Origin of the sequence: Cognatiluteimonas weifangensis (assembly GCF_003416885.1) — a bacterium.
Classification (GTDB): domain Bacteria; phylum Pseudomonadota; class Gammaproteobacteria; order Xanthomonadales; family Xanthomonadaceae; genus Cognatiluteimonas; species Cognatiluteimonas weifangensis.
The window spans coordinates 1-16,041 of sequence record NZ_QVPD01000003.1; the positions used below are offsets into that span (position 1 = coordinate 1).

General features: G+C 63.0%; 21 protein-coding genes. 18 read left to right on the top strand and 3 right to left on the bottom strand.

Annotation, left to right across the window (positions count from 1 at the left end; translation table 11 throughout):
* The first annotated feature begins 348 nt into the window (after positions 1–348).
* The 13 genes from D0Y53_RS13005 to D0Y53_RS12550 all read left to right on the top strand — a co-directional run bounded on the left by D0Y53_RS13005 (position 349) and on the right by D0Y53_RS12550 (position 8,105).
* Positions 349–552, top strand: a complete 204-nt coding sequence (locus D0Y53_RS13005) for a hypothetical protein (protein WP_147318986.1) — start codon at positions 349–351, stop codon at positions 550–552.
* Positions 553–1,003: 451 nt separating this feature from the next.
* A complete protein-coding gene (locus D0Y53_RS12510) occupies positions 1,004–1,696 on the top strand; it encodes a hypothetical protein (RefSeq protein ID WP_147318987.1) in 693 nt (230 codons plus the stop codon).
* Between the two features lie 122 nt (positions 1,697–1,818).
* A complete protein-coding gene (locus D0Y53_RS12515) occupies positions 1,819–2,271 on the top strand; it encodes a hypothetical protein (protein WP_147318988.1) in 453 nt (150 codons plus the stop codon).
* 373 nt (positions 2,272–2,644) lie between these two features.
* Complete coding sequence (locus tag D0Y53_RS03390) at positions 2,645–3,064, top strand: hypothetical protein (RefSeq protein ID WP_117201812.1); 420 nt, start codon at positions 2,645–2,647, stop codon at positions 3,062–3,064.
* A 32-nt stretch (positions 3,065–3,096) separates the two neighbouring features.
* Positions 3,097–3,498 carry a hypothetical protein gene (locus tag D0Y53_RS03395; RefSeq protein ID WP_147318989.1) on the top strand — a complete coding sequence of 134 codons (402 nt, stop codon included), beginning with the start codon at positions 3,097–3,099 and terminating at the stop codon, positions 3,496–3,498.
* Positions 3,499–4,313: 815 nt separating this feature from the next.
* Entirely contained in the window at positions 4,314–4,709 is a 396-nt protein-coding gene (locus tag D0Y53_RS12520) for a hypothetical protein (RefSeq protein WP_147318990.1), read from the top strand.
* Between the two features lie 81 nt (positions 4,710–4,790).
* Positions 4,791–5,156, top strand: a complete 366-nt coding sequence (locus D0Y53_RS12525) for a hypothetical protein (RefSeq protein WP_147318991.1) — start codon at positions 4,791–4,793, stop codon at positions 5,154–5,156.
* A 69-nt stretch (positions 5,157–5,225) separates the two neighbouring features.
* Positions 5,226–5,630, top strand: a complete 405-nt coding sequence (locus D0Y53_RS12530) for a hypothetical protein (protein WP_147318992.1) — start codon at positions 5,226–5,228, stop codon at positions 5,628–5,630.
* A gap of 410 nt (positions 5,631–6,040) precedes the next feature.
* Complete coding sequence (locus D0Y53_RS12535) at positions 6,041–6,316, top strand: hypothetical protein (protein ID WP_147318993.1); 276 nt, start codon at positions 6,041–6,043, stop codon at positions 6,314–6,316.
* A 79-nt stretch (positions 6,317–6,395) separates the two neighbouring features.
* Positions 6,396–6,776: a hypothetical protein gene (locus D0Y53_RS12540; RefSeq protein WP_147318994.1), complete on the top strand. Its 381-nt coding sequence runs from the start codon at positions 6,396–6,398 to the stop codon at positions 6,774–6,776.
* 65 nt (positions 6,777–6,841) lie between these two features.
* On the top strand, positions 6,842–7,108 hold the full coding sequence (locus D0Y53_RS12545; RefSeq protein WP_147318995.1) for a hypothetical protein: 267 nt from the start codon (positions 6,842–6,844) through the stop codon (positions 7,106–7,108).
* Between the two features lie 91 nt (positions 7,109–7,199).
* Positions 7,200–7,661, top strand: coding sequence for a DUF4304 domain-containing protein (locus tag D0Y53_RS13240; protein ID WP_425477028.1), 462 nt, complete (start codon positions 7,200–7,202; stop codon positions 7,659–7,661).
* A gap of 60 nt (positions 7,662–7,721) precedes the next feature.
* Entirely contained in the window at positions 7,722–8,105 is a 384-nt protein-coding gene (locus D0Y53_RS12550; protein ID WP_147318996.1) for a hypothetical protein, read from the top strand.
* Between the two features lie 399 nt (positions 8,106–8,504).
* Here the strand turns inward: D0Y53_RS12550 and D0Y53_RS13170 are convergent, their stop codons facing one another.
* A complete protein-coding gene (locus D0Y53_RS13170) occupies positions 8,505–9,047 on the bottom strand; it encodes a transposase (RefSeq protein WP_267896047.1) in 543 nt (180 codons plus the stop codon).
* A gap of 184 nt (positions 9,048–9,231) precedes the next feature.
* Between D0Y53_RS13170 and D0Y53_RS12555 the strand changes: the two genes are divergently transcribed.
* The 5 genes from D0Y53_RS12555 (at position 9,232) to D0Y53_RS03425 (ending at position 11,877) form a co-directional block, all read left to right on the top strand.
* Positions 9,232–9,621, top strand: a complete 390-nt coding sequence (locus tag D0Y53_RS12555) for a Rap1a/Tai family immunity protein (RefSeq protein ID WP_147318997.1) — start codon at positions 9,232–9,234, stop codon at positions 9,619–9,621.
* 137 nt (positions 9,622–9,758) lie between these two features.
* Complete coding sequence (locus D0Y53_RS03410) at positions 9,759–10,139, top strand: VOC family protein (protein WP_117201816.1); 381 nt, start codon at positions 9,759–9,761, stop codon at positions 10,137–10,139.
* Positions 10,140–10,318: 179 nt separating this feature from the next.
* Positions 10,319–10,714: a DUF4260 domain-containing protein gene (locus tag D0Y53_RS03415; RefSeq protein WP_233511626.1), complete on the top strand. Its 396-nt coding sequence runs from the start codon at positions 10,319–10,321 to the stop codon at positions 10,712–10,714.
* A 267-nt stretch (positions 10,715–10,981) separates the two neighbouring features.
* Positions 10,982–11,212 carry a hexameric tyrosine-coordinated heme protein gene (locus D0Y53_RS03420; RefSeq protein ID WP_117201818.1) on the top strand — a complete coding sequence of 77 codons (231 nt, stop codon included), beginning with the start codon at positions 10,982–10,984 and terminating at the stop codon, positions 11,210–11,212.
* Between the two features lie 179 nt (positions 11,213–11,391).
* On the top strand, positions 11,392–11,877 hold the full coding sequence (locus D0Y53_RS03425) for a carboxymuconolactone decarboxylase family protein (RefSeq protein WP_117202042.1): 486 nt from the start codon (positions 11,392–11,394) through the stop codon (positions 11,875–11,877).
* Between the two features lie 47 nt (positions 11,878–11,924).
* Here the strand turns inward: D0Y53_RS03425 and D0Y53_RS03430 are convergent, their stop codons facing one another.
* Together D0Y53_RS03430 and mnmG are read right to left on the bottom strand one after the other, a co-directional pair.
* Positions 11,925–13,202 (bottom strand): sialidase family protein, encoded by a 1,278-nt coding sequence (locus D0Y53_RS03430; protein WP_117201819.1) that lies wholly within the window; start codon positions 13,200–13,202, stop codon positions 11,925–11,927.
* Positions 13,203–13,339: 137 nt separating this feature from the next.
* Positions 13,340–15,229: a tRNA uridine-5-carboxymethylaminomethyl(34) synthesis enzyme MnmG gene (mnmG, locus tag D0Y53_RS03435; RefSeq protein WP_117201820.1), complete on the bottom strand. Its 1,890-nt coding sequence runs from the start codon at positions 15,227–15,229 to the stop codon at positions 13,340–13,342.
* Between the last annotated feature and the right edge of the window lie 812 nt (positions 15,230–16,041).

The following is a 16,041-nucleotide window of genomic DNA, read 5'->3' on the forward strand; positions in this document are numbered from 1 at the left end:
TAGTTTCGTGGTGTTGCGTCGCCTCGCCACTTGGTCAGCGCATAACAATTCATTCAAGCCGAAGCCGCTGCGCGGCTCGGCTTAATTCAGGCGTTAGGCACCCATATGACCAAATCGCGACTCGTACTTCTAACGGCAGCTCTCCTGAGTGGTTGTGCCACGCAGCCGCAATCCAGTGACATAGCTGTCGGTGTAGCGCCTGCACAACCGCCATTCAACTATGCGGAGAAATGGGCGCAAGACTCAGCGTTCATGGAAAGACAAAGGTCTCTGGAGGTTCAGTATGGTTCAGCGCTAGCGACAAGAGCTGAAGAGCTGCTTTGGAACATGAAATTGCCTAGTGGTTCCATGTGCTACTTCTCCGTCACTTTGCTGCCGGGCGGAGAAGTACTCCGCGCTGATCTTGGTGAATGCCAGTTCGCGCCTGATTTTGGCGAGCGCATGCGCACCGCGCTGGTTGGTCAAACCATGCCGTACGTGGGTTTTGAGTCAGTCTTTCAGCGCACCTATCGCTTCGAGATTTGCGCGCCCAAGCATCTCTGTGTTCAGTAGCTGGGTGCCTAACAGTTCATTCAAGCCGAAGCCGCTGCGCGGCTCGGCTTAATTCAAGCGTTAGGGGGCAAATGAAGAATCTCGCGATCCGTCTTAAATTCGGCTCGTTCGTGAAGCTGATGACTCTTGGCTGCTTTTGCGGCAGCTTGGTCATGGTGCCAATCAACGCCTTGATCAGCTCAATGGAGGGCTCAATCGGGAGCTCTGGCTACCTCCTAATACTTGGACCAGTAGGCGGCGTTCTTATCGGTCTCATATTGGGTGTGGCCGGGTACCCGATCTATTCCTACCTTACTAGAAAGTTTCAATGGCTTCAGGACGTCATCGTCCACGACGAGGTACCGACTGATGGCTCGCAAATTGCCCCCTAACAATTCATTCAAGCCGAAGCCGCTACGCGGCTCGGCTTAATTCAGGCGTTAGGCCTCTACGGAGGCATCAAGGGGGCCCCATGAAAATCTTTATCGCTGTTATCGTCCTCGCCACGATCGTCGGGGGCTTCGTGGGCGGTGAGCTTATGGAGCGCACCTTCTCCATCACTGGTGCCGCCATTGGCGGAGTCGGACTTGCCGCCGTGCTTCTAGGTTTGGGTGCACTGTTCACCGCCCAAGAAGAAAAGAAGCGCAATAAGACACTCCTGCCAGAGATGCGGGAAGTATTTGGCCGCATGCTCGGCGATCGGCCAATTACCCCAGCAGCCAAACCAGTTTCAAAGCCTGTCACCCCGCGCGCCGCCAGCACCAAGCGACAAGGTGAGGCGTTCTTTCTTTCCACCGCAGGCAAGTTGCTCTCAATTCAGCTGCTACCCAAGTATTCGAGCGCAAAAGAAGCGTTCGGCTCCGTTATGACAAACAAGCGTGCAGCTGGCTATGTGTTTGGCTTTCACGATTCACTGCTGCAACGACTGGGCCTGTACAACCCGGCCAATAAGGACCATGCCACGGATCTTATGGAGCGGAGCTACAAACAGCTATTTGGGGAGCAAGCTGGTTTTGTCCTTCACTCGATGTCGCTCAACTCCCAAGAAGACCCGGAGTTTGTGGAGGGTCGGATGGTCGGGGGCAACGACCTCGCAACCTACATCGACAACAAAGTGCCAGCCCTCGGGCTCAACCGAATTCTTATCCTCGGCTTAGAGGCCTAACAATGCGTTCAAGCCGAAATTGCATCGCTACGCCAACAACATGGCAGAAAGAGCTTGCCCTGTTGTCGGCTACGCGCTGCAATTCGGCTTAACTTGAGCGTTAGGCATCAGGGGAGAGTGCAATGCGAGTGATGTTCTCGAGCATTAGTGCCTTGGTGATCGGTCTATTGCAGTTTTCTCTAATCGTCTTCTGCATTTCCTTCTTTGCTTTGCATTTTCCCATTTCTGCATGGCTCGCACATAACGGTTTTGGCGGCACCAAGCTATTGCTCGGCGTTACAGTCGTCGAATTCCCCATTCACGTCGTTCTTTGGCTGCCGGCCGGATACCTTCTTTTACGTCTTCGGCCCTTGCCGCTCTGGGTCTATCTCGCATTAGCTCTAGTGCCCACATGGGTTTGGATCAATCGCCTTGTGCTTTTCCAGGGTGAGTTTTCCCCAATTGGCTCTATGCTTCTCTCGTGGATACCGGAGCTTGTGGCTCCTGTTGTAGCCACCTTGGCGGTAGCCAAACTGATCCGGCCACAGATGCCTAACAATTCATTCAAGCCGAAGCCGCTGCGCGGCTCGGCTTAATTCAGGCGTTAGGCAGCAGTGAAAGACCGTCACGATTACGAGAAAGCAGTTGAGATCATCGGTGGCGTAATCCGCGCCTGGGATCCTTACAGCCTTATTGCTGGGGGTGCGCCAGCGGACGAGCTTGACGACCAAATAGCCAGGATCACGGCTAGGGTTCCAAGCTTTCGCAGCCCTTCGGATGCGGCGCGAGCAATCTCAGTTGTATTCTCTGATTCCTTTGGGCCGGAGGCCTTCTCTGCGGCCGACTGCTCGCGCCCAGCCGCGCAAATATTCACGGAGTTAGGTCATGCAAAGCTCTTGCCTGCTGCCTAACAATTCATTCAAGCCGAAGCCGCTACGCGGCTCGGCTTAATTCAGGCGTTAGGGCCCAATGGAAGTGATCCGGCAACTGTTGAAGATTGCACTGGTCGCGCTGGTGGCCTTGCTCGCCGTTGCCGGCGCCCTGGCTCTGATATTTGGCTTGGGCGCCGGTGGTTTGACGATTGCTCTCTCACCAGCCGGGACCGCGGCGGGGGTGTTCGCCGTGGCTTTTCTTGCAGGCGCAATTCCAGCCCTGCTGATCGCCCCATTCGTCTACTTCTACTTCTGGCGGTCGAATCGCGCAACATGGGGCTCGGCTGTCATCGCCGGTGCCATCGGCGGAGCACTCATCGGTCTGCTGGATCGCGGAGTGATGGGGTATGCCATCCCCAGTGGCATCGCCGTTGCCATTCTCACGCACCTTGGGGCAAGACGCTGGTTGGGTCCTAACAATTCATTCAAGCCGAAGCCGCTTCGCGGCTCGGCTTAATTCAGGCGTTAGACGCCACACAGGGGGAAGTCGTGACTCAAGAAACAGCACCAGCAATTGTCGATCAGCCTGACATTCACAAGGCTGCCCGGAGCATCCGAAACGCATGGGTCGCGGCCATTTTGGTCAACCTCCTCACGCTCAGCGGCCTGATGGGCTGGGTGTATGGAGTCAAATTGTTGGACATCTTTGACGTCGTGCTGGTCTTTGGTTTGGCCTTTGGCATCTACAAGAAGAGCCGCGCTTGTGCGGCAGTCATGCTGGCGTACTTCATTCTTCATAAAGCCCTTTTCATGCTCTTCGCCGGCCTACCCATTGGCATTCTGGTCTCAGTGGTATTTGTTTACATTTTTGTCCAAGGGCTAGTCGGAGCAATGGACTACCGCACCGGCACTCAGCCCAAGCAGGCCGTAGAGACAACGGGTGGCGTCTAACAATTCATTCAAGCCGAAGCCGCTACGCGGCTCGGCTTAATTCAGGCGTTAGACCGCAACATGCCTAGTACCCTTCCCACTGTTCGCCGCAGGAGCCGCAGTCAAACGCGACGTTCATTTCGGTCATTGACGGGGCCGCGCCACATACGATCACGTTCTCGCTCAGACACGCCGGGCATAGTTCTCCACGACACACGGCGTCACGTTGCGCCTCGTTGAATACCCAGGTTGGCTTGTCCATGCGCTTCCTCGTTTTGCGGTCTAACAGTTCATTCAAGCCGAAGCCGCTGCGCGGCTCGGCTTAATTCAGGCGTTAGCGCCCATGACAAACAATCGGAAGGTTGTGGAAAGCGCCCTCACATTTGCGTTGGTTAGTCCGCTTCTCGTTTGGGCCGTGGGCGGTGCCTACTTGCTTATGAGCACCTCTGCGGCCAGCACCTCCTCTCTTGACGCTTGGCTTTCGCCGTATGTAGCCATGCTCGCGTTCCTTAGCCTTGTCTCGGCTTACGTGGTGGCGGCCGGCCCTGCCTTAGCGGTCGGCGCTGCATTCGGCTGGGTACACAGCCACCATCGCTTATCACTGCCCGCCGCCGCTGCACTGGGCTTGTGCTTGGGCTTCGTTGCCGCGTTTGCCGCAGCGTTTGTCCTCGCGCGAGTGGATGGCACGATATCCGCACCGCCGGCAGCCGCTGGTGTAGTCGGAGGGTTATCGGCACTCGTGTCCGCTCTTCTCACTCGGCGCAGGCTGGGCGCTAACAATTCATTCAAGCCGAACCCGCTTCGCGGGTCGGCTTAATTCAGGTGTTAGGCCGCTAATGAAGATTCGTATCCCGCCGGAAAAATGGAAGCTGTTCGAACGCTTGCCGCGCAAGGATCGTCCTCCATTCTCCGAGGTAGCGGCGATCCAGTTCTTCAAACTCGCGGGCTGGGCCACCGTCACGGCAGGCATCTATCTCCTTCAGCAACGCAGCGGCCTAGTTGCACTCAAAGCCATCCCTTATCTGCTTTGGCTACCCATCGTGTGGGATATGTGTGCAAAGCTTGGCTTCGAACCAGAGGTTGAGCGCACCGACAGCGAGTTGCATGTTCTACTTCCGCGCACCTATTGGTTCAAACTCGCATTCATTGGACTCTTTGCAGGCTTCATGGCGTGGGCCGTTCTATTCTGGCTTGCGCCTTTAATAAGCAAGCATGGGCTCGCAAACCTCTAGGGCGCGGCCTAACAGTTCATTCAAGCCGAAGCCGCTTCGCGGCTCGGCTTAACTCAGGCGTTAGGGGGCAGAGATACTTCCATGGATCTCGATACAATTTCCGGACTAGAGGAGTTTGCCCTGGGGCTGGCGCTTCTTCTGCTGCCTGTGCCGTTCCTACTATTCGGTGCACACCAAGGCCACAAACTCCTCGCCGGCTCTCCTGGCTTGTTTGCTGCAGTCGTGTACGTCACTGCGTTTCTGGCGTCGTTCTGGACAAGGCCGCCTGCTTCGGATGCTATCCAGTGGCTGCATACCCTAGCTTCGGCCGTACCTCTGCTATTGCTAGTGCCTTCTGTTCTGGCCCTACGGAGCAAATGGCTCTCTGTGGTGCATTTGCTCACTTTGGCCGGGGTTATATGGTCGTGGTTCATCGGCGCCATGTTCATCGCGCATGATGGGCTGTAGGCTGCCCTCTAACAATTCATTCAAGCCGAAGCCGCTGCGCGGCTCGGCTTAATTCAGGCGTTAGCTGCCATGAGAGCCTTCATCATCACCCTGCTTTCCATTGCGTTCTGCGCGGCAGCGACGGCCGGCGAGTCTTCGCACTTCCCTAGCTTGGTGGCGCGAGCAAGAACCGCAGATATGGCAGCACTACGAGAGATCTTGGCCAAGGCCGATAGCACGCTGCCCGGCGAGCAGCTGGAAGAACTAGCCGAGCTTTCGTCCCGCTATGTAACCCGTGCCCCGGCTGTATTTCTTCGGGCTCAAGCTGATCGTCCCGCTTGCTTTGGGGTGGAGTTCCTCGGCGCAGATTTCACGGACAATCCCGCTGCCCGCACTCGGGAGCGTTCGGCACGTCGCAAGGCTTTAGAGTCGGTGATAGATCCAGATCTGGCTTCCGCAAAAGCTCGCTGCCTTAGCAAGCTGGCTGGCAGCTAACAGTTCATTCAAGCCGAAGCCGCTACGCGGCTCGGCTTAATTCAGGCGTTATGCGCGCAGGTTGTCTTGTGTTGTAGCGGCATCGCGTCGGCTGCTACATCGGGGATTGGACTGGCGTCGCCACAGCAAGTCGCTTCGGCTGGTCCTTGTTGCGCCGCATCGCCTTCGGCTGGTTCGCGCCCGGTGATGGGCGGCGCCTGGACTTCGGCTGGCAAGAGCGACGGCGCCTGATCTCCTCGGTAAATCCTACTGAGGGCCAGCTCCCGATTGGCCTGCAAACAAATCCCTGTTGCGCCCTGGCTTCGCCGGTTCTAGGCTGCTGCATAACCATTCATTCAAGCCGAAGCCGCTACGCGGCTCGGCTTAATTCAGGCGTTAGGCTGCTCGATCGGCACTAAGGTAATTCAAAGATGGAAACCGCTAACCGCAGCCCTTGGATTGCCCTTCTGCTCGTTCAACGAGCCGTCTCGCTTGTGTTCCTGGTTGGGTCAATTGCCTTTCCGTTCTACATCCTTTATCGCCATGGTCTCAGCGTTCTTCCCGTCTATGATCGCGGCGGCAACGTAATCGGTCATGCCAACTACTTTGTTCTATCGCTAGGCTTCTCAGCCTTTGCCCTGCTCATTAGCTGGCTCTGTTACAAGGCCGCACAGCGCAGCCTACAGCAACTCAGGAGTGGCAAATGATGCACCTCGGCGCGCAGCCTAACAATTCATTCAAGCCGAAGCCGCTTCGCGGCTCGGCTTAATTCAGGCGTTAGGGCTCATGAAAACCATCATCGCAATTGCAGCCTTTGCTTTAGCTAGTTCGGCGGCTGCGTCAGAGCCCAAGATTACCGGAACTTATTCCGGCTTCGAGTACATTGCTGAGGCTGGTGATGTTGTCGGCGTTGAGATCACCATTGTTTATAGCGACAGCGGTTATTTCGCTCTAGTGCAGTGCGCAGAGGGTTCGCCCGGAGCGCCGTCCCTTGTACCCGCTACTGTAGATGTCTCAACCGTTTCATTCTCACTACCACCGCAAGCTGACAGTGATTGCCCTGCCACACAGTTTCAAGGCACCATCAGCAAGCGCGGGCTCACCGGCACTTTCAAGGACACGAATTGGCCAGGTTTACTCAAACGCCGCCACAGCTATTGGCAATGAGCCCTAACAATTCATTCAAGCCGAAGCCGCTTCGCGGCTCGGCTTAATTCAGGCGTTAGGCAGCAGTGAAAGATCGTCGCGAATACGAAAAAGCAGTTGAGATCATCGGCTGTGTCATACGCGCCTGGGATCCTTACAGCCTTATCGCTGAGGGCGCGCCTGCCGACGAGTTTAACGGTCAAATTGCCAAGATCACGGCTAAAGTTCCCACTTTCCGCAGCCCCTCGGATGCCGCGCAAGTAATCTCGGCTGTATTTTCGGCGTCGTTTGGGCCAAGAGTTTTTCTGCGGCTGACTGCTCAAAGCCAGCCCAGCAAATCTTTACGGAGTTAGGTCGTGCAAAGCTCCTGTCTGCTGCCTAACAATTCATTCAAGCCGAAGCCGCTGCGCGGCTCGGCTTAATTCAGGCGTTATGGCCCACACCATGTCTTCTCGAGCTTCTGCCTTTGACACGGCTCTTCGGGACGTAGCAATACCAGCACTCGCAGCCCACGGATTCCGTTTTGATGGGAGCCGCACGTTTCGGCGCCTCTTAAGCGACGGCCGCTCCAGCCAAATCGTCAGCTTCCAACTTGGACGGCGCTCCTTGGAAGGCACATTCACTGTCAACCTTGGGATCTTCACCGAGGGCGATAGGCTTGGAGTGCGTCCTGATCATGCGAAAGAGTACGACTGCCAGTTTGAGCGGCGGACTCGTATTGGCGCACTCATTCCCCCTCGCTTCCCCAGACTCGCTAGCCTTCCTTTCGTCGGGATGCTCTTTGGCATCCCTGACAAGTGGTGGCCTATTTCGGATGACCTCTCCAGGACCTCTGCGTCCGTCTCCACAGCCGTTGATATGATCACAGGCCATGGGCTCGGTTGGCTCAGTGCTAGGGGGCCCTAACAGTTCATTCAAGCCGAAGCCGTTACGCGTGGGTCGGCTTAATTCAGGCGTTAGGGCCCCATGAGAAAGATCGTCGCCATACTCGCCATTTTTTCTTGCTCTGCGAGCGCTGCCGACTTTTCCGCTCGGGTTGCTCAAGGGAATGAGGCAATCGCCACTCCCGAGGGCAAGATCTATGACGCATCCTTGGCCCCCGCCATCCAAGCGGCCATGGTTGCGTGTGTGCCGCCTGGCTCAGCGTCCATTGGCAAGCTCGGGAAGTTCATATTGGTCGGCTATGCCAACGCATCGGGGCACATTTTTTCTGTTGCGGTAAACCCTGCTACAACCGTCTCTCGTTGCTTCGCGGACAAATTCGGGTCTACCGTGCTCCCACCACCGCCTTCAACCAGCCGCTGGGGCGGTGCGTACCCGGTGACTGTAGAAATGACGGTCACAGAGTGAGGCTGGGCCCTAACAGTTCATTCAAACCGTCGCCGCTTCGCGGCGCGGCTTAATTCAGGCGTTAGGTCTGCATATGAAGGCACTCGAGACCTTGATCCTATGGCTTGGCCCACTTCTGACCATCATTGGGATTGTCTTAGCCCTGTTGGCATGGCTCAAGCCAGATGCACTACGCAACGGACTCTTCAAGCCGTACTTTCCAGTTCCAGATCACGCATTACGCAAGATCTATCTTGCCCAGGCATGGCAAACGACTTCGATTGGCATTTGGCTAGTTCTTTGGACGCTTAATTTGCATGCGCCCATGTACGTAGCAATCACCTCTGTTCTCCTAAGTTCATTCTGGCTCATAAAGTTGAACCGCAGGGCTCGCTTAGGGGCGCAGACCTAACAATTCATTCAAGCCGACGCCGCTTCACGGCGCCTGGCGTTGACGATTCCTAGCAGCCTGCGCATGCATGCGACGAGCGCCACCTTGCCCAGCTTCCCGCGGGCGCGCAGTTGCCGGTCGCGCATCGTCGGATCCCAACGTACGGCCGACAGCGTGGCCATGTGGAGCGCCACGCGCACCGGCGCACGACCACCACGGATGCTGCGCTTGCCCTGGCCTTGTCCGCTGTCGCGATTCCTGGGGGCAACGCCGACCGGCTTGCCGATCTGCCTTCGATCCAGGTATCCCAGCTCCGGCAACAGCGCCAGCGCCGTCGCCTGGAACACCGGACTCAGCCCCTTGCTCGAACGCAGCGACGGCGTGGCGTGCAGTTGGATCTGTGCGCGCAGCGTCCGATCGATGGCGTCCAGCTCGCGCGCCCGAACCGCACGACACCCGGCTGGCCGTCCGCCACCAGATCCAGGCCTGCCTTGCCCACATCGATCCCCACTGCCGCCATCCCCGTTCTCCGCTACAGTTGACCGGTCGAGAGCATCGCGCCCGGGGCCCACGCTTGTCGGTTCGGGGGAAATCTCGATCAACTGACCGGGCGCAGGGCACGAGATCCGGTGTGCGGCCCCGCTGAGTTACGGTGGTGCTGACACCGAGGCGTTATCGGGCGCGCACGCCGGGCTCTTGGCACCCACAGTAGGGATTACTCGAGACACAAGGCGTTAGCGCCCACAGGTGAGGCCAATGCGACTCGCAATCGGACTACTCGCAATCTGCTGCTTCCTTCCCGCGCCCGGCCAGGCGCAGAATCTCATCGGAGCCGACCTCCTGGCGGGCTGCGAGTCGGTTGTCGCCTCCGACCAGGCGGGGACCGACGATCTGTATCCAGTTCAAGCCATAAAAACTGGCTATTGCCTCGGTACCCTGCAAGGCATCACCACATCAGTGCTGGTTGCCCAAGGCGACGGTTTCGCGCCGCACATTTGCTATCCGGCCGCGGGTGTAAGGATCCGGGATTTGGCCACGGTCACGGTCGACTTCCTCCGGCGCAACCCTCAGCTTGCCAGCCAAGACGCCGCCTTGCTAGCAACGCCTGCCTTGATGAATGCATATCCCTGTGCTGCAAGGCCGTAAACCCCGCGCATGGGCGCTAGCCGTGCATTCGAGCCGGCGCCGCTTCGCGGCGCGGTACCAGGCCGCGCGGGAAGGAACTCGCCCATGGAAATTTCGGCCCGCATCCGCAATCGCTCCAGGCAGCACGGAATGAATCCATGAAGCGTGTAACAGGCATCGGCGGAATTTTTTTCAAATCGGCAGACCCGCAAGCTCTCGGCGCCTGGTATCGCGATCATCTCGGCCTGGACGTAACAGACTGGGGTGGCGCCATATTCAAGTGGGGTGGCGCCGACAGCGAGCCCGGCATGACTATCTGGAGCCCGTTCGCTCAAGACACGAGCTACATGGAGCCAAGCTCCGCATCCTTCATGATCAACTTCCGGGTCGCCGACCTTGAAGCCCTGCTGTCGGTGCTGCGTGCGGAAGGCTGCAAAGTCGTAGACAAGACGGACACCTCGGAGCAAGGCAAGTTTGGCTGGGTCCTTGACCCTGACGGCAACAAGATCGAGCTCTGGGAACCGCCCGCGGGCCAGTAGGTGCTTGCCCGGTCCGACCTTCATTCCAGCCGAAACCGCTACGCGGCGCCTGGGGCAGCGAAACGGGGCTTCAAAGATTCGTTCGAGAGCCGGAGCCGCTTCGCGGCTCGGATTGATTCGATCGCAGACGAGACGAGGGCTTTTCAGTGAGCGGAGCAACAACCGGCGGGGTAAGGCTCGTGCTGCGTCTGGAGGCAGCCATCGTCCTGGGCATCAGCCTCCTGGCGTATGACAGGTTCGGCGCCGGGTGGAGCATGTTCGTGTTGTTCTTTCTCGCTCCGGATCTGTCCTTCTTCGGTTACCTGGCCGGGCCGCGGCTTGGCGCCCTCGCCTACAACCTGGCGCACTCCTATCTGGGCCCGCTGATGGTTCTGGCCAGCGGCGTCTTTTTGGACTCCCCGACCGCTTTGGCCAGCGGTCTCATCTGGTCCGCGCATGTCGGGTTCGACCGCATGCTCGGCTACGGCCTCAAGTATCCCGAGGGGTTCGGATTTACTCACCTGGGGCCGATCGGCCGGGTGCGGCTGGCGCCTGACAATGCGCGCAAGCCGGCGCCGCAGCGCGACGCCGCCTAGCTCGGGCGACAGCCCGCGCAGAAAAAAGGGGCGGCGGCTGCCATGCCGGCCAGGTCGGGCGTCGCGGGCGGCGGCGAAGTCGCGGCCACTCGGGCACGAAGGCGCAGCGCGCGCCGAGCTGGCGGGGAACACCGGCACGGACGGGCGCGGGCAGCGTGAGTAGAATCGTGCGCACGCACACGCCAGGCCCCGCCGCATCCGTCCGCCGGCTGCGCGGGCGCGCCTGCTCCGTGCCGCACTCCTTCCTTCCAACCCGAGGCTTCGACCATGACCGACACCTGGCTCCCATCGCTGCTGACCGCCACGCCGCAAGAGGGTTTCGAACTCGCGATCACGCTCAGCCGCCGCGGCGTGAAGTACACCCAGCCCGACGTGGCGACGCTGAAGAAGCTGCGGCCCGAGTACGCGGACTCCGCGGACGGGCTGACCGCAGCCTCGCAGGTGATCGCGCTCAACTTCCAGACGGTGGCGGCCGCCAACAACTACTGGCGCGGCTGAGCCGCGACCGCCGCCCGCACTGGCCTGACCGCCGTCGCGCATCGCGGCGGCGACCGCGGCCCGGCGTGGCGGCGCCGCGCGCCGCCGTGATCGCGCGCCGGCCCGCGCTGCAGGCACGGCCACGCGTCCGCAATGCATGGCCGGATCCGGTCGCCTCGCAGCGGCACAAGGGAGACAACATGTCGTCGAGAATCCGTTATCGGGAAGCCTCGCCGGGCGCGTTCCAGGCGATGCTCGGGCTGGAGGCGCACACCCACGCCTGCGGGCTGGAAGCCTCGCTGCTGGAGCTGGTCAAGATGCGCGCCTCGCAGCTCAACGGCTGCGCGTATTGCCTGGACATGCATTCCAAGGACGCGCGTGCGGCCGGCGAGAGCGAGCAGCGCCTGTACCTGCTGGACGCCTGGCGCGAGGCGCCGTGCTACAGCGCGCGCGAGCGCGCGGCGCTGGCCTGGACCGAGGCCCTGACCCTGGTGGCCGCGCACAAGGACGTCGCCGACGCCGTCTACGACCAGGCGCGCGCGCAGTTCAGCGATTCGGAACTGGTGGACCTGAGCCTGGCGGTGATTGCGATCAACGGCTGGAACCGGCTGGCGATCGCCTTCCGCCCCGAAGTGGGCAGCTATCAAGCCGCCGCACCCGCGACCGCACCCGCGCCTGCGACCTGATCGCCGGCGCGAGGCGAGGCAGGCCGCACCCGCGACGCGGTTTGGGTTTACGGGCCGACCACCGCGCCGCGCAGCCGCGGGGTGCCGTCGACGATGTCGGTCCAGACGATGTGCGCGCTGCCGTTGCGCAGCGCGATCTGCGGGTAGCCGGTGGCGCGGCCGCGGCCCTGCAGCGTCGCCACTTCGAGCCGCTGCAGCTCGCGCATGAGGTCCGGCGTGCGCCGCGACAGCCACAGCGACTGCCCGCGCGCGTCCTCGCGGATCCACAGCAGCCAGGCCTGCTGCGGGTCGAGCGCGACCGCGACCCGGCCCTGCACGGCTTCGCCCTGTTCCAGCACCACCGGCGCGGCGAACGAGCCGCCGGCATCGGCGCTGCGCGCGGCCTGCACCCGCGGCCGGTCGCCGGCTTCGGTGTACCAGGCGACGACGACGCGGTCGCCGTCGGCGGCGATCGCCGGACCGTTGACCGGGCAGCCCGTCATCGTCCAGCCGTCGGCGTGCACCGGCACCGGCTGGCCCCAGGCCTGGCCGTCGTGGCGCAGCACGAGGATGTCGCGCACTTCCGCGTCGCTGCGGCCGCGGTAGGCCAGCAGCGGGCCGCGTGCGCTGACCGCGATCTCGCTCTGGCAGCAGTCGCAGGTCCTGGGGTCCAGCACCGCCTCGCCGCTGCGCTGCAGGTCCGGGCCGAACACCGCGGCGCGCAGTGCGGTGCGGCCGGCACCGTGGGCCATGGCGCCGTGGTGCACGTCGCCGGCGACAGCGTCGCGGCCGTCGAGCCAGGCCACGCCGATGCGGTCGCGCGCCGCCGGCCACAGCGCGGCGAATCCGTGTTCGGCTTCCACGCCGTCGTCGTTCACCAGCACCGGCGCACTCCAGTTGAAACCGCCGTTGGTGGAGCGGCTGAGCGCGACATCGCCGGCGTGACCCGCGCCGCGCTGCTGCATGAACTGCACCCACAGCGCGCCGTCGGCGGTGGCGGCGATGTGCGGGACGTTGGCCCAGTTGGCCATCAGCGAATTGCCGACCACGATGGTGCGCGCCGCGCTCTGCCAGTGGCCGTCCTCGGCCATGGCCACGAACTGCAGCGCGTTGCGGCGCCCGGGCAGGCTGCTGATCCAGCTGAGCAGCACGCGGCCGTCGGCGGTCGACGCCAGGTCGGGCTGGGCCGAGCCGGCGGCGGAAGGCAACGGCCAGTTGTGGACCGCATAGGGCCGGGCCGGATCCACCGGCGCGGGCGTCGTCGCGGACGCCGGCTCGCGGCTACAGGCCGCCAGCGCCAGCGCCAGCGCCAGCAGCGCCAGGGGCACGGACTTTGCGATCGTCATGGCGGGCTCCGGGGTGCGGTGCGTCCATTGTAGGAGCGGCGCCGGCCGCGAGGGTCGGCGCATGCGACAACCTCGCCGGTCGCGTCGTCGCCGGCGGGCCACTCCGTGGCGGCGCGGGATTGCGTGCGCGGTCGCGCTCAGGCCACGCGGCTGCGCTGCTCGCGCGCCAGGTGCACCAGCAGCAGCGAGATCGCGGCCGGGGTCATGCCGGGAATGCGCTGCGCCTGGCCGACGGTTTCGGGGCGCACGCGCTGCAGTTTCTGCCGCGCCTCGGCCGACAGGCCGTGCACCTGCGCGTAATCGAATCCATCCGGGATGACGCTGGCCTCGTGCCGCTGCTGGCGCGCGATCTCCGTGCGCTGGCGCTCCAGGTAGCCGGAATACTTGGCTTCGATCTCGACCTGCTCGGCGACTTCCGGGGCGGCGACTGCCGGCGCCAGCGACGGCAGCGACAGCAGCGTCGCGTAGTCCAGCTGCGGGCGCTTGAGCAGGTCCAGCGCGCTGGTCTCGCGCGACAGCGGCAAGCCGAGCACGCGCGCGACTTCGGCGCCGAGGCCGTTGGCCGGCGAGGCCCACAGCGCCCCCAGGCGCGCGGTCTCTCGGGCGATCGCCTCGCGCTTGCGCGCGAACGCGGCGAAGCGCGCGTCGTCGACCAGGCCAAGCTCGCGGCCGATGCCGGTCAGGCGCAGGTCGGCGTTGTCCTCGCGCAGCTGCAGCCGGTATTCGGCGCGCGAGGTGAACATGCGGTAGGGCTCGCTGGTGCCCTGGGTGATCAGGTCGTCGATCAGCACGCCGATGTAGGCCTGGTCGCGGCGCGGCGACCACGGCTCGCGCTCGCGCACGCAGCGCGCGGCGTTGAGCCCGGCGATCAGCCCCTGCGCGGCGGCTTCCTCGTAGCCGGTGGTGCCGTTGATCTGGCCGGCGAAGAACAGGCCGGCGACGCTCTTGGTTTCCAGCGAGGCCTTGAGCCCGCGCGGGTCGAAGAAATCGTACTCGATGGCATAGCCGGGGCGGGTGATGTGCGCGCGCTCGAAACCGCGGATCGACCGCACCAGCGCCAGCTGCACGTCGAACGGCAGCGAGGTGGAGATGCCGTTGGGATAGATCTCGGTCACGTCCAGGCCTTCGGGCTCGACGAACACCTGGTGCGAGGCCTTGTCGGCGAAACGCACCACCTTGTCCTCGATCGAGGGGCAATAGCGCGGGCCGATGCCTTCGATCTGGCCGGAGTACAGCGGCGAGCGGTGCAACGCGCCGCGGATGATGGCGTGGGTGCGCTCGCTGGTATGGGCGATCCAGCACGGCACCTGGCGCGGGTGGTCGGCGCGCGAGCCCAGGAACGAGAACACCGGGCGCGGGTCGTCGCCGGGCTGCAGCTCCAGCACCGAATAGTCGAGAGTGCGGCCGTCGATCCGCGGCGGGGTGCCGGTCTTGAGCCGGTCGACCACGAACGGGCGCTCGCGCAGTTTCGCGGCGAGCGTGGTCGCCGGCGGGTCGCCCATGCGCCCGGCGGCGTACTGGGTCTGGCCGACGTGGATCTTGCCGGCGAGGAAGGTGCCGGCGGTCAGCACCACCGCCGGGGCGACGAAGCGCAGGCCGGTGTGGGTGATCGCGCCGCGGACGCGGTCGCCTTCGATGATCAGGTCGTCGACCGCGGCCTGGAACACGGTGAGGTTGGGCTGCGCTTCCACCGCGCGGCGGATGAAGCTGCGGTACAGCGCGCGATCGGCCTGGCAGCGGGTGGCGCGCACCGCCGGACCCTTGGAGGCGTTGAGCCGGCGCCACTGGATCCCGGCGGCATCGGCCGCGCGCGCCATGATCCCGCCGAGGGCGTCGATCTCGCGCACCAGGTGGCCCTTGCCGATGCCGCCGATCGCCGGATTGCAGCTCATCGCACCGACGGTCTCGACGTTGTGCGTGAGCAGCAGCGTGCGCGCGCCGCTGCGCGCGGCCGCCAGTGCGGCCTCGGTACCGGCGTGGCCGCCGCCGACCACGATCACCTCGTAACGGTAGAAGGATTCGCTCATGCGCGCTGCGGGTGGACTGGGGGCTCGGGGACGGGCCGGCCGCATCGCTGCGGCGGGCGGAACGGCGGAGGGGCCGGCGAATGCGGCGCCGGGAAGCGCCGGTCCGCATTATCGCGCGGCGCGCCGGCCGGCGATTGGCATGCTTCCTGCATTGTCCTTCCTGCACCCGGCGTGGCAGGCGTCAGAGGCGCTGGCCGGATTGGAACGGGGCTGGCCACGCGTGCGTCGGGGAAGCCGAGGGGTCGGATGTCGGGGGACATCCGACCCCTTTTTTATGAATCCGCCCCGAAGCCTGTCGGCGCATTCCTCGTCTCCCGAGTGCCAAGTGATTCCGCAGCGGAAGCCGGCGGCCCGGCCTGTGTAGGGCCCGCCGTGAAGCCATCCCCCGAGCGCGGAAGTTTTGCGGGGAAGCCGGCGGCCCGACCTGTGCAGGACGCGCGGTGAATACAACCCTCAAGCGCGGGTACCTCGGCGGAGGGAAGCCGGTGGCCCACCCTTGCAGGACGCGCAGCGAATACATGCTTCAGGTGCGGAGGCATCTGCGGGGGGAAGCCGGCGGCCCGGCCTGTGCGGGACACGCCGTGAATACATCCCTGTAGGCTCCTCGGCGGCTTGCTCGCCTGCGCACTCCTGCGCAGGCGGCAAGACCGGGGTGGGCCATCCCTGGCCCACCCGTCCGGCGCAGTGCGCCGGACCCATGCCGCCGACGGTCCCGCACAGGCCGGGCCACCGGCTTCCGGCAAGTGAGTCGGCGTCTGTAAAAAGAGCCGCCGAAGCGACGATCTTCAATCTCGCCAAGTCGCCGGCCGGCG

Coding starts and splice junctions, on each gene's coding strand:
- D0Y53_RS13005 (WP_147318986.1), top strand. CDS start 349: ATGTGCTACTTCTCCGTCACTTTGCTGCCGGGCGGAGAAGTACTCCGC.
- D0Y53_RS12510 (WP_147318987.1), top strand. CDS start 1,004: ATGAAAATCTTTATCGCTGTTATCGTCCTCGCCACGATCGTCGGGGGC.
- D0Y53_RS12515 (WP_147318988.1), top strand. CDS start 1,819: ATGCGAGTGATGTTCTCGAGCATTAGTGCCTTGGTGATCGGTCTATTG.
- D0Y53_RS03390 (WP_117201812.1), top strand. CDS start 2,645: ATGGAAGTGATCCGGCAACTGTTGAAGATTGCACTGGTCGCGCTGGTG.
- D0Y53_RS12520 (WP_147318990.1), top strand. CDS start 4,314: ATGAAGATTCGTATCCCGCCGGAAAAATGGAAGCTGTTCGAACGCTTG.
- D0Y53_RS12525 (WP_147318991.1), top strand. CDS start 4,791: ATGGATCTCGATACAATTTCCGGACTAGAGGAGTTTGCCCTGGGGCTG.
- D0Y53_RS12530 (WP_147318992.1), top strand. CDS start 5,226: ATGAGAGCCTTCATCATCACCCTGCTTTCCATTGCGTTCTGCGCGGCA.
- D0Y53_RS12535 (WP_147318993.1), top strand. CDS start 6,041: ATGGAAACCGCTAACCGCAGCCCTTGGATTGCCCTTCTGCTCGTTCAA.
- D0Y53_RS12540 (WP_147318994.1), top strand. CDS start 6,396: ATGAAAACCATCATCGCAATTGCAGCCTTTGCTTTAGCTAGTTCGGCG.
- D0Y53_RS13240 (WP_425477028.1), top strand. CDS start 7,200: ATGTCTTCTCGAGCTTCTGCCTTTGACACGGCTCTTCGGGACGTAGCA.
- D0Y53_RS12550 (WP_147318996.1), top strand. CDS start 7,722: ATGAGAAAGATCGTCGCCATACTCGCCATTTTTTCTTGCTCTGCGAGC.
- D0Y53_RS12555 (WP_147318997.1), top strand. CDS start 9,232: ATGCGACTCGCAATCGGACTACTCGCAATCTGCTGCTTCCTTCCCGCG.
- D0Y53_RS03410 (WP_117201816.1), top strand. CDS start 9,759: ATGAAGCGTGTAACAGGCATCGGCGGAATTTTTTTCAAATCGGCAGAC.
- D0Y53_RS03420 (WP_117201818.1), top strand. CDS start 10,982: ATGACCGACACCTGGCTCCCATCGCTGCTGACCGCCACGCCGCAAGAG.
- D0Y53_RS03425 (WP_117202042.1), top strand. CDS start 11,392: ATGTCGTCGAGAATCCGTTATCGGGAAGCCTCGCCGGGCGCGTTCCAG.
- D0Y53_RS03430 (WP_117201819.1), bottom strand. CDS start 13,202: ATGACGATCGCAAAGTCCGTGCCCCTGGCGCTGCTGGCGCTGGCGCTG.
- mnmG (WP_117201820.1), bottom strand. CDS start 15,229: ATGAGCGAATCCTTCTACCGTTACGAGGTGATCGTGGTCGGCGGCGGC.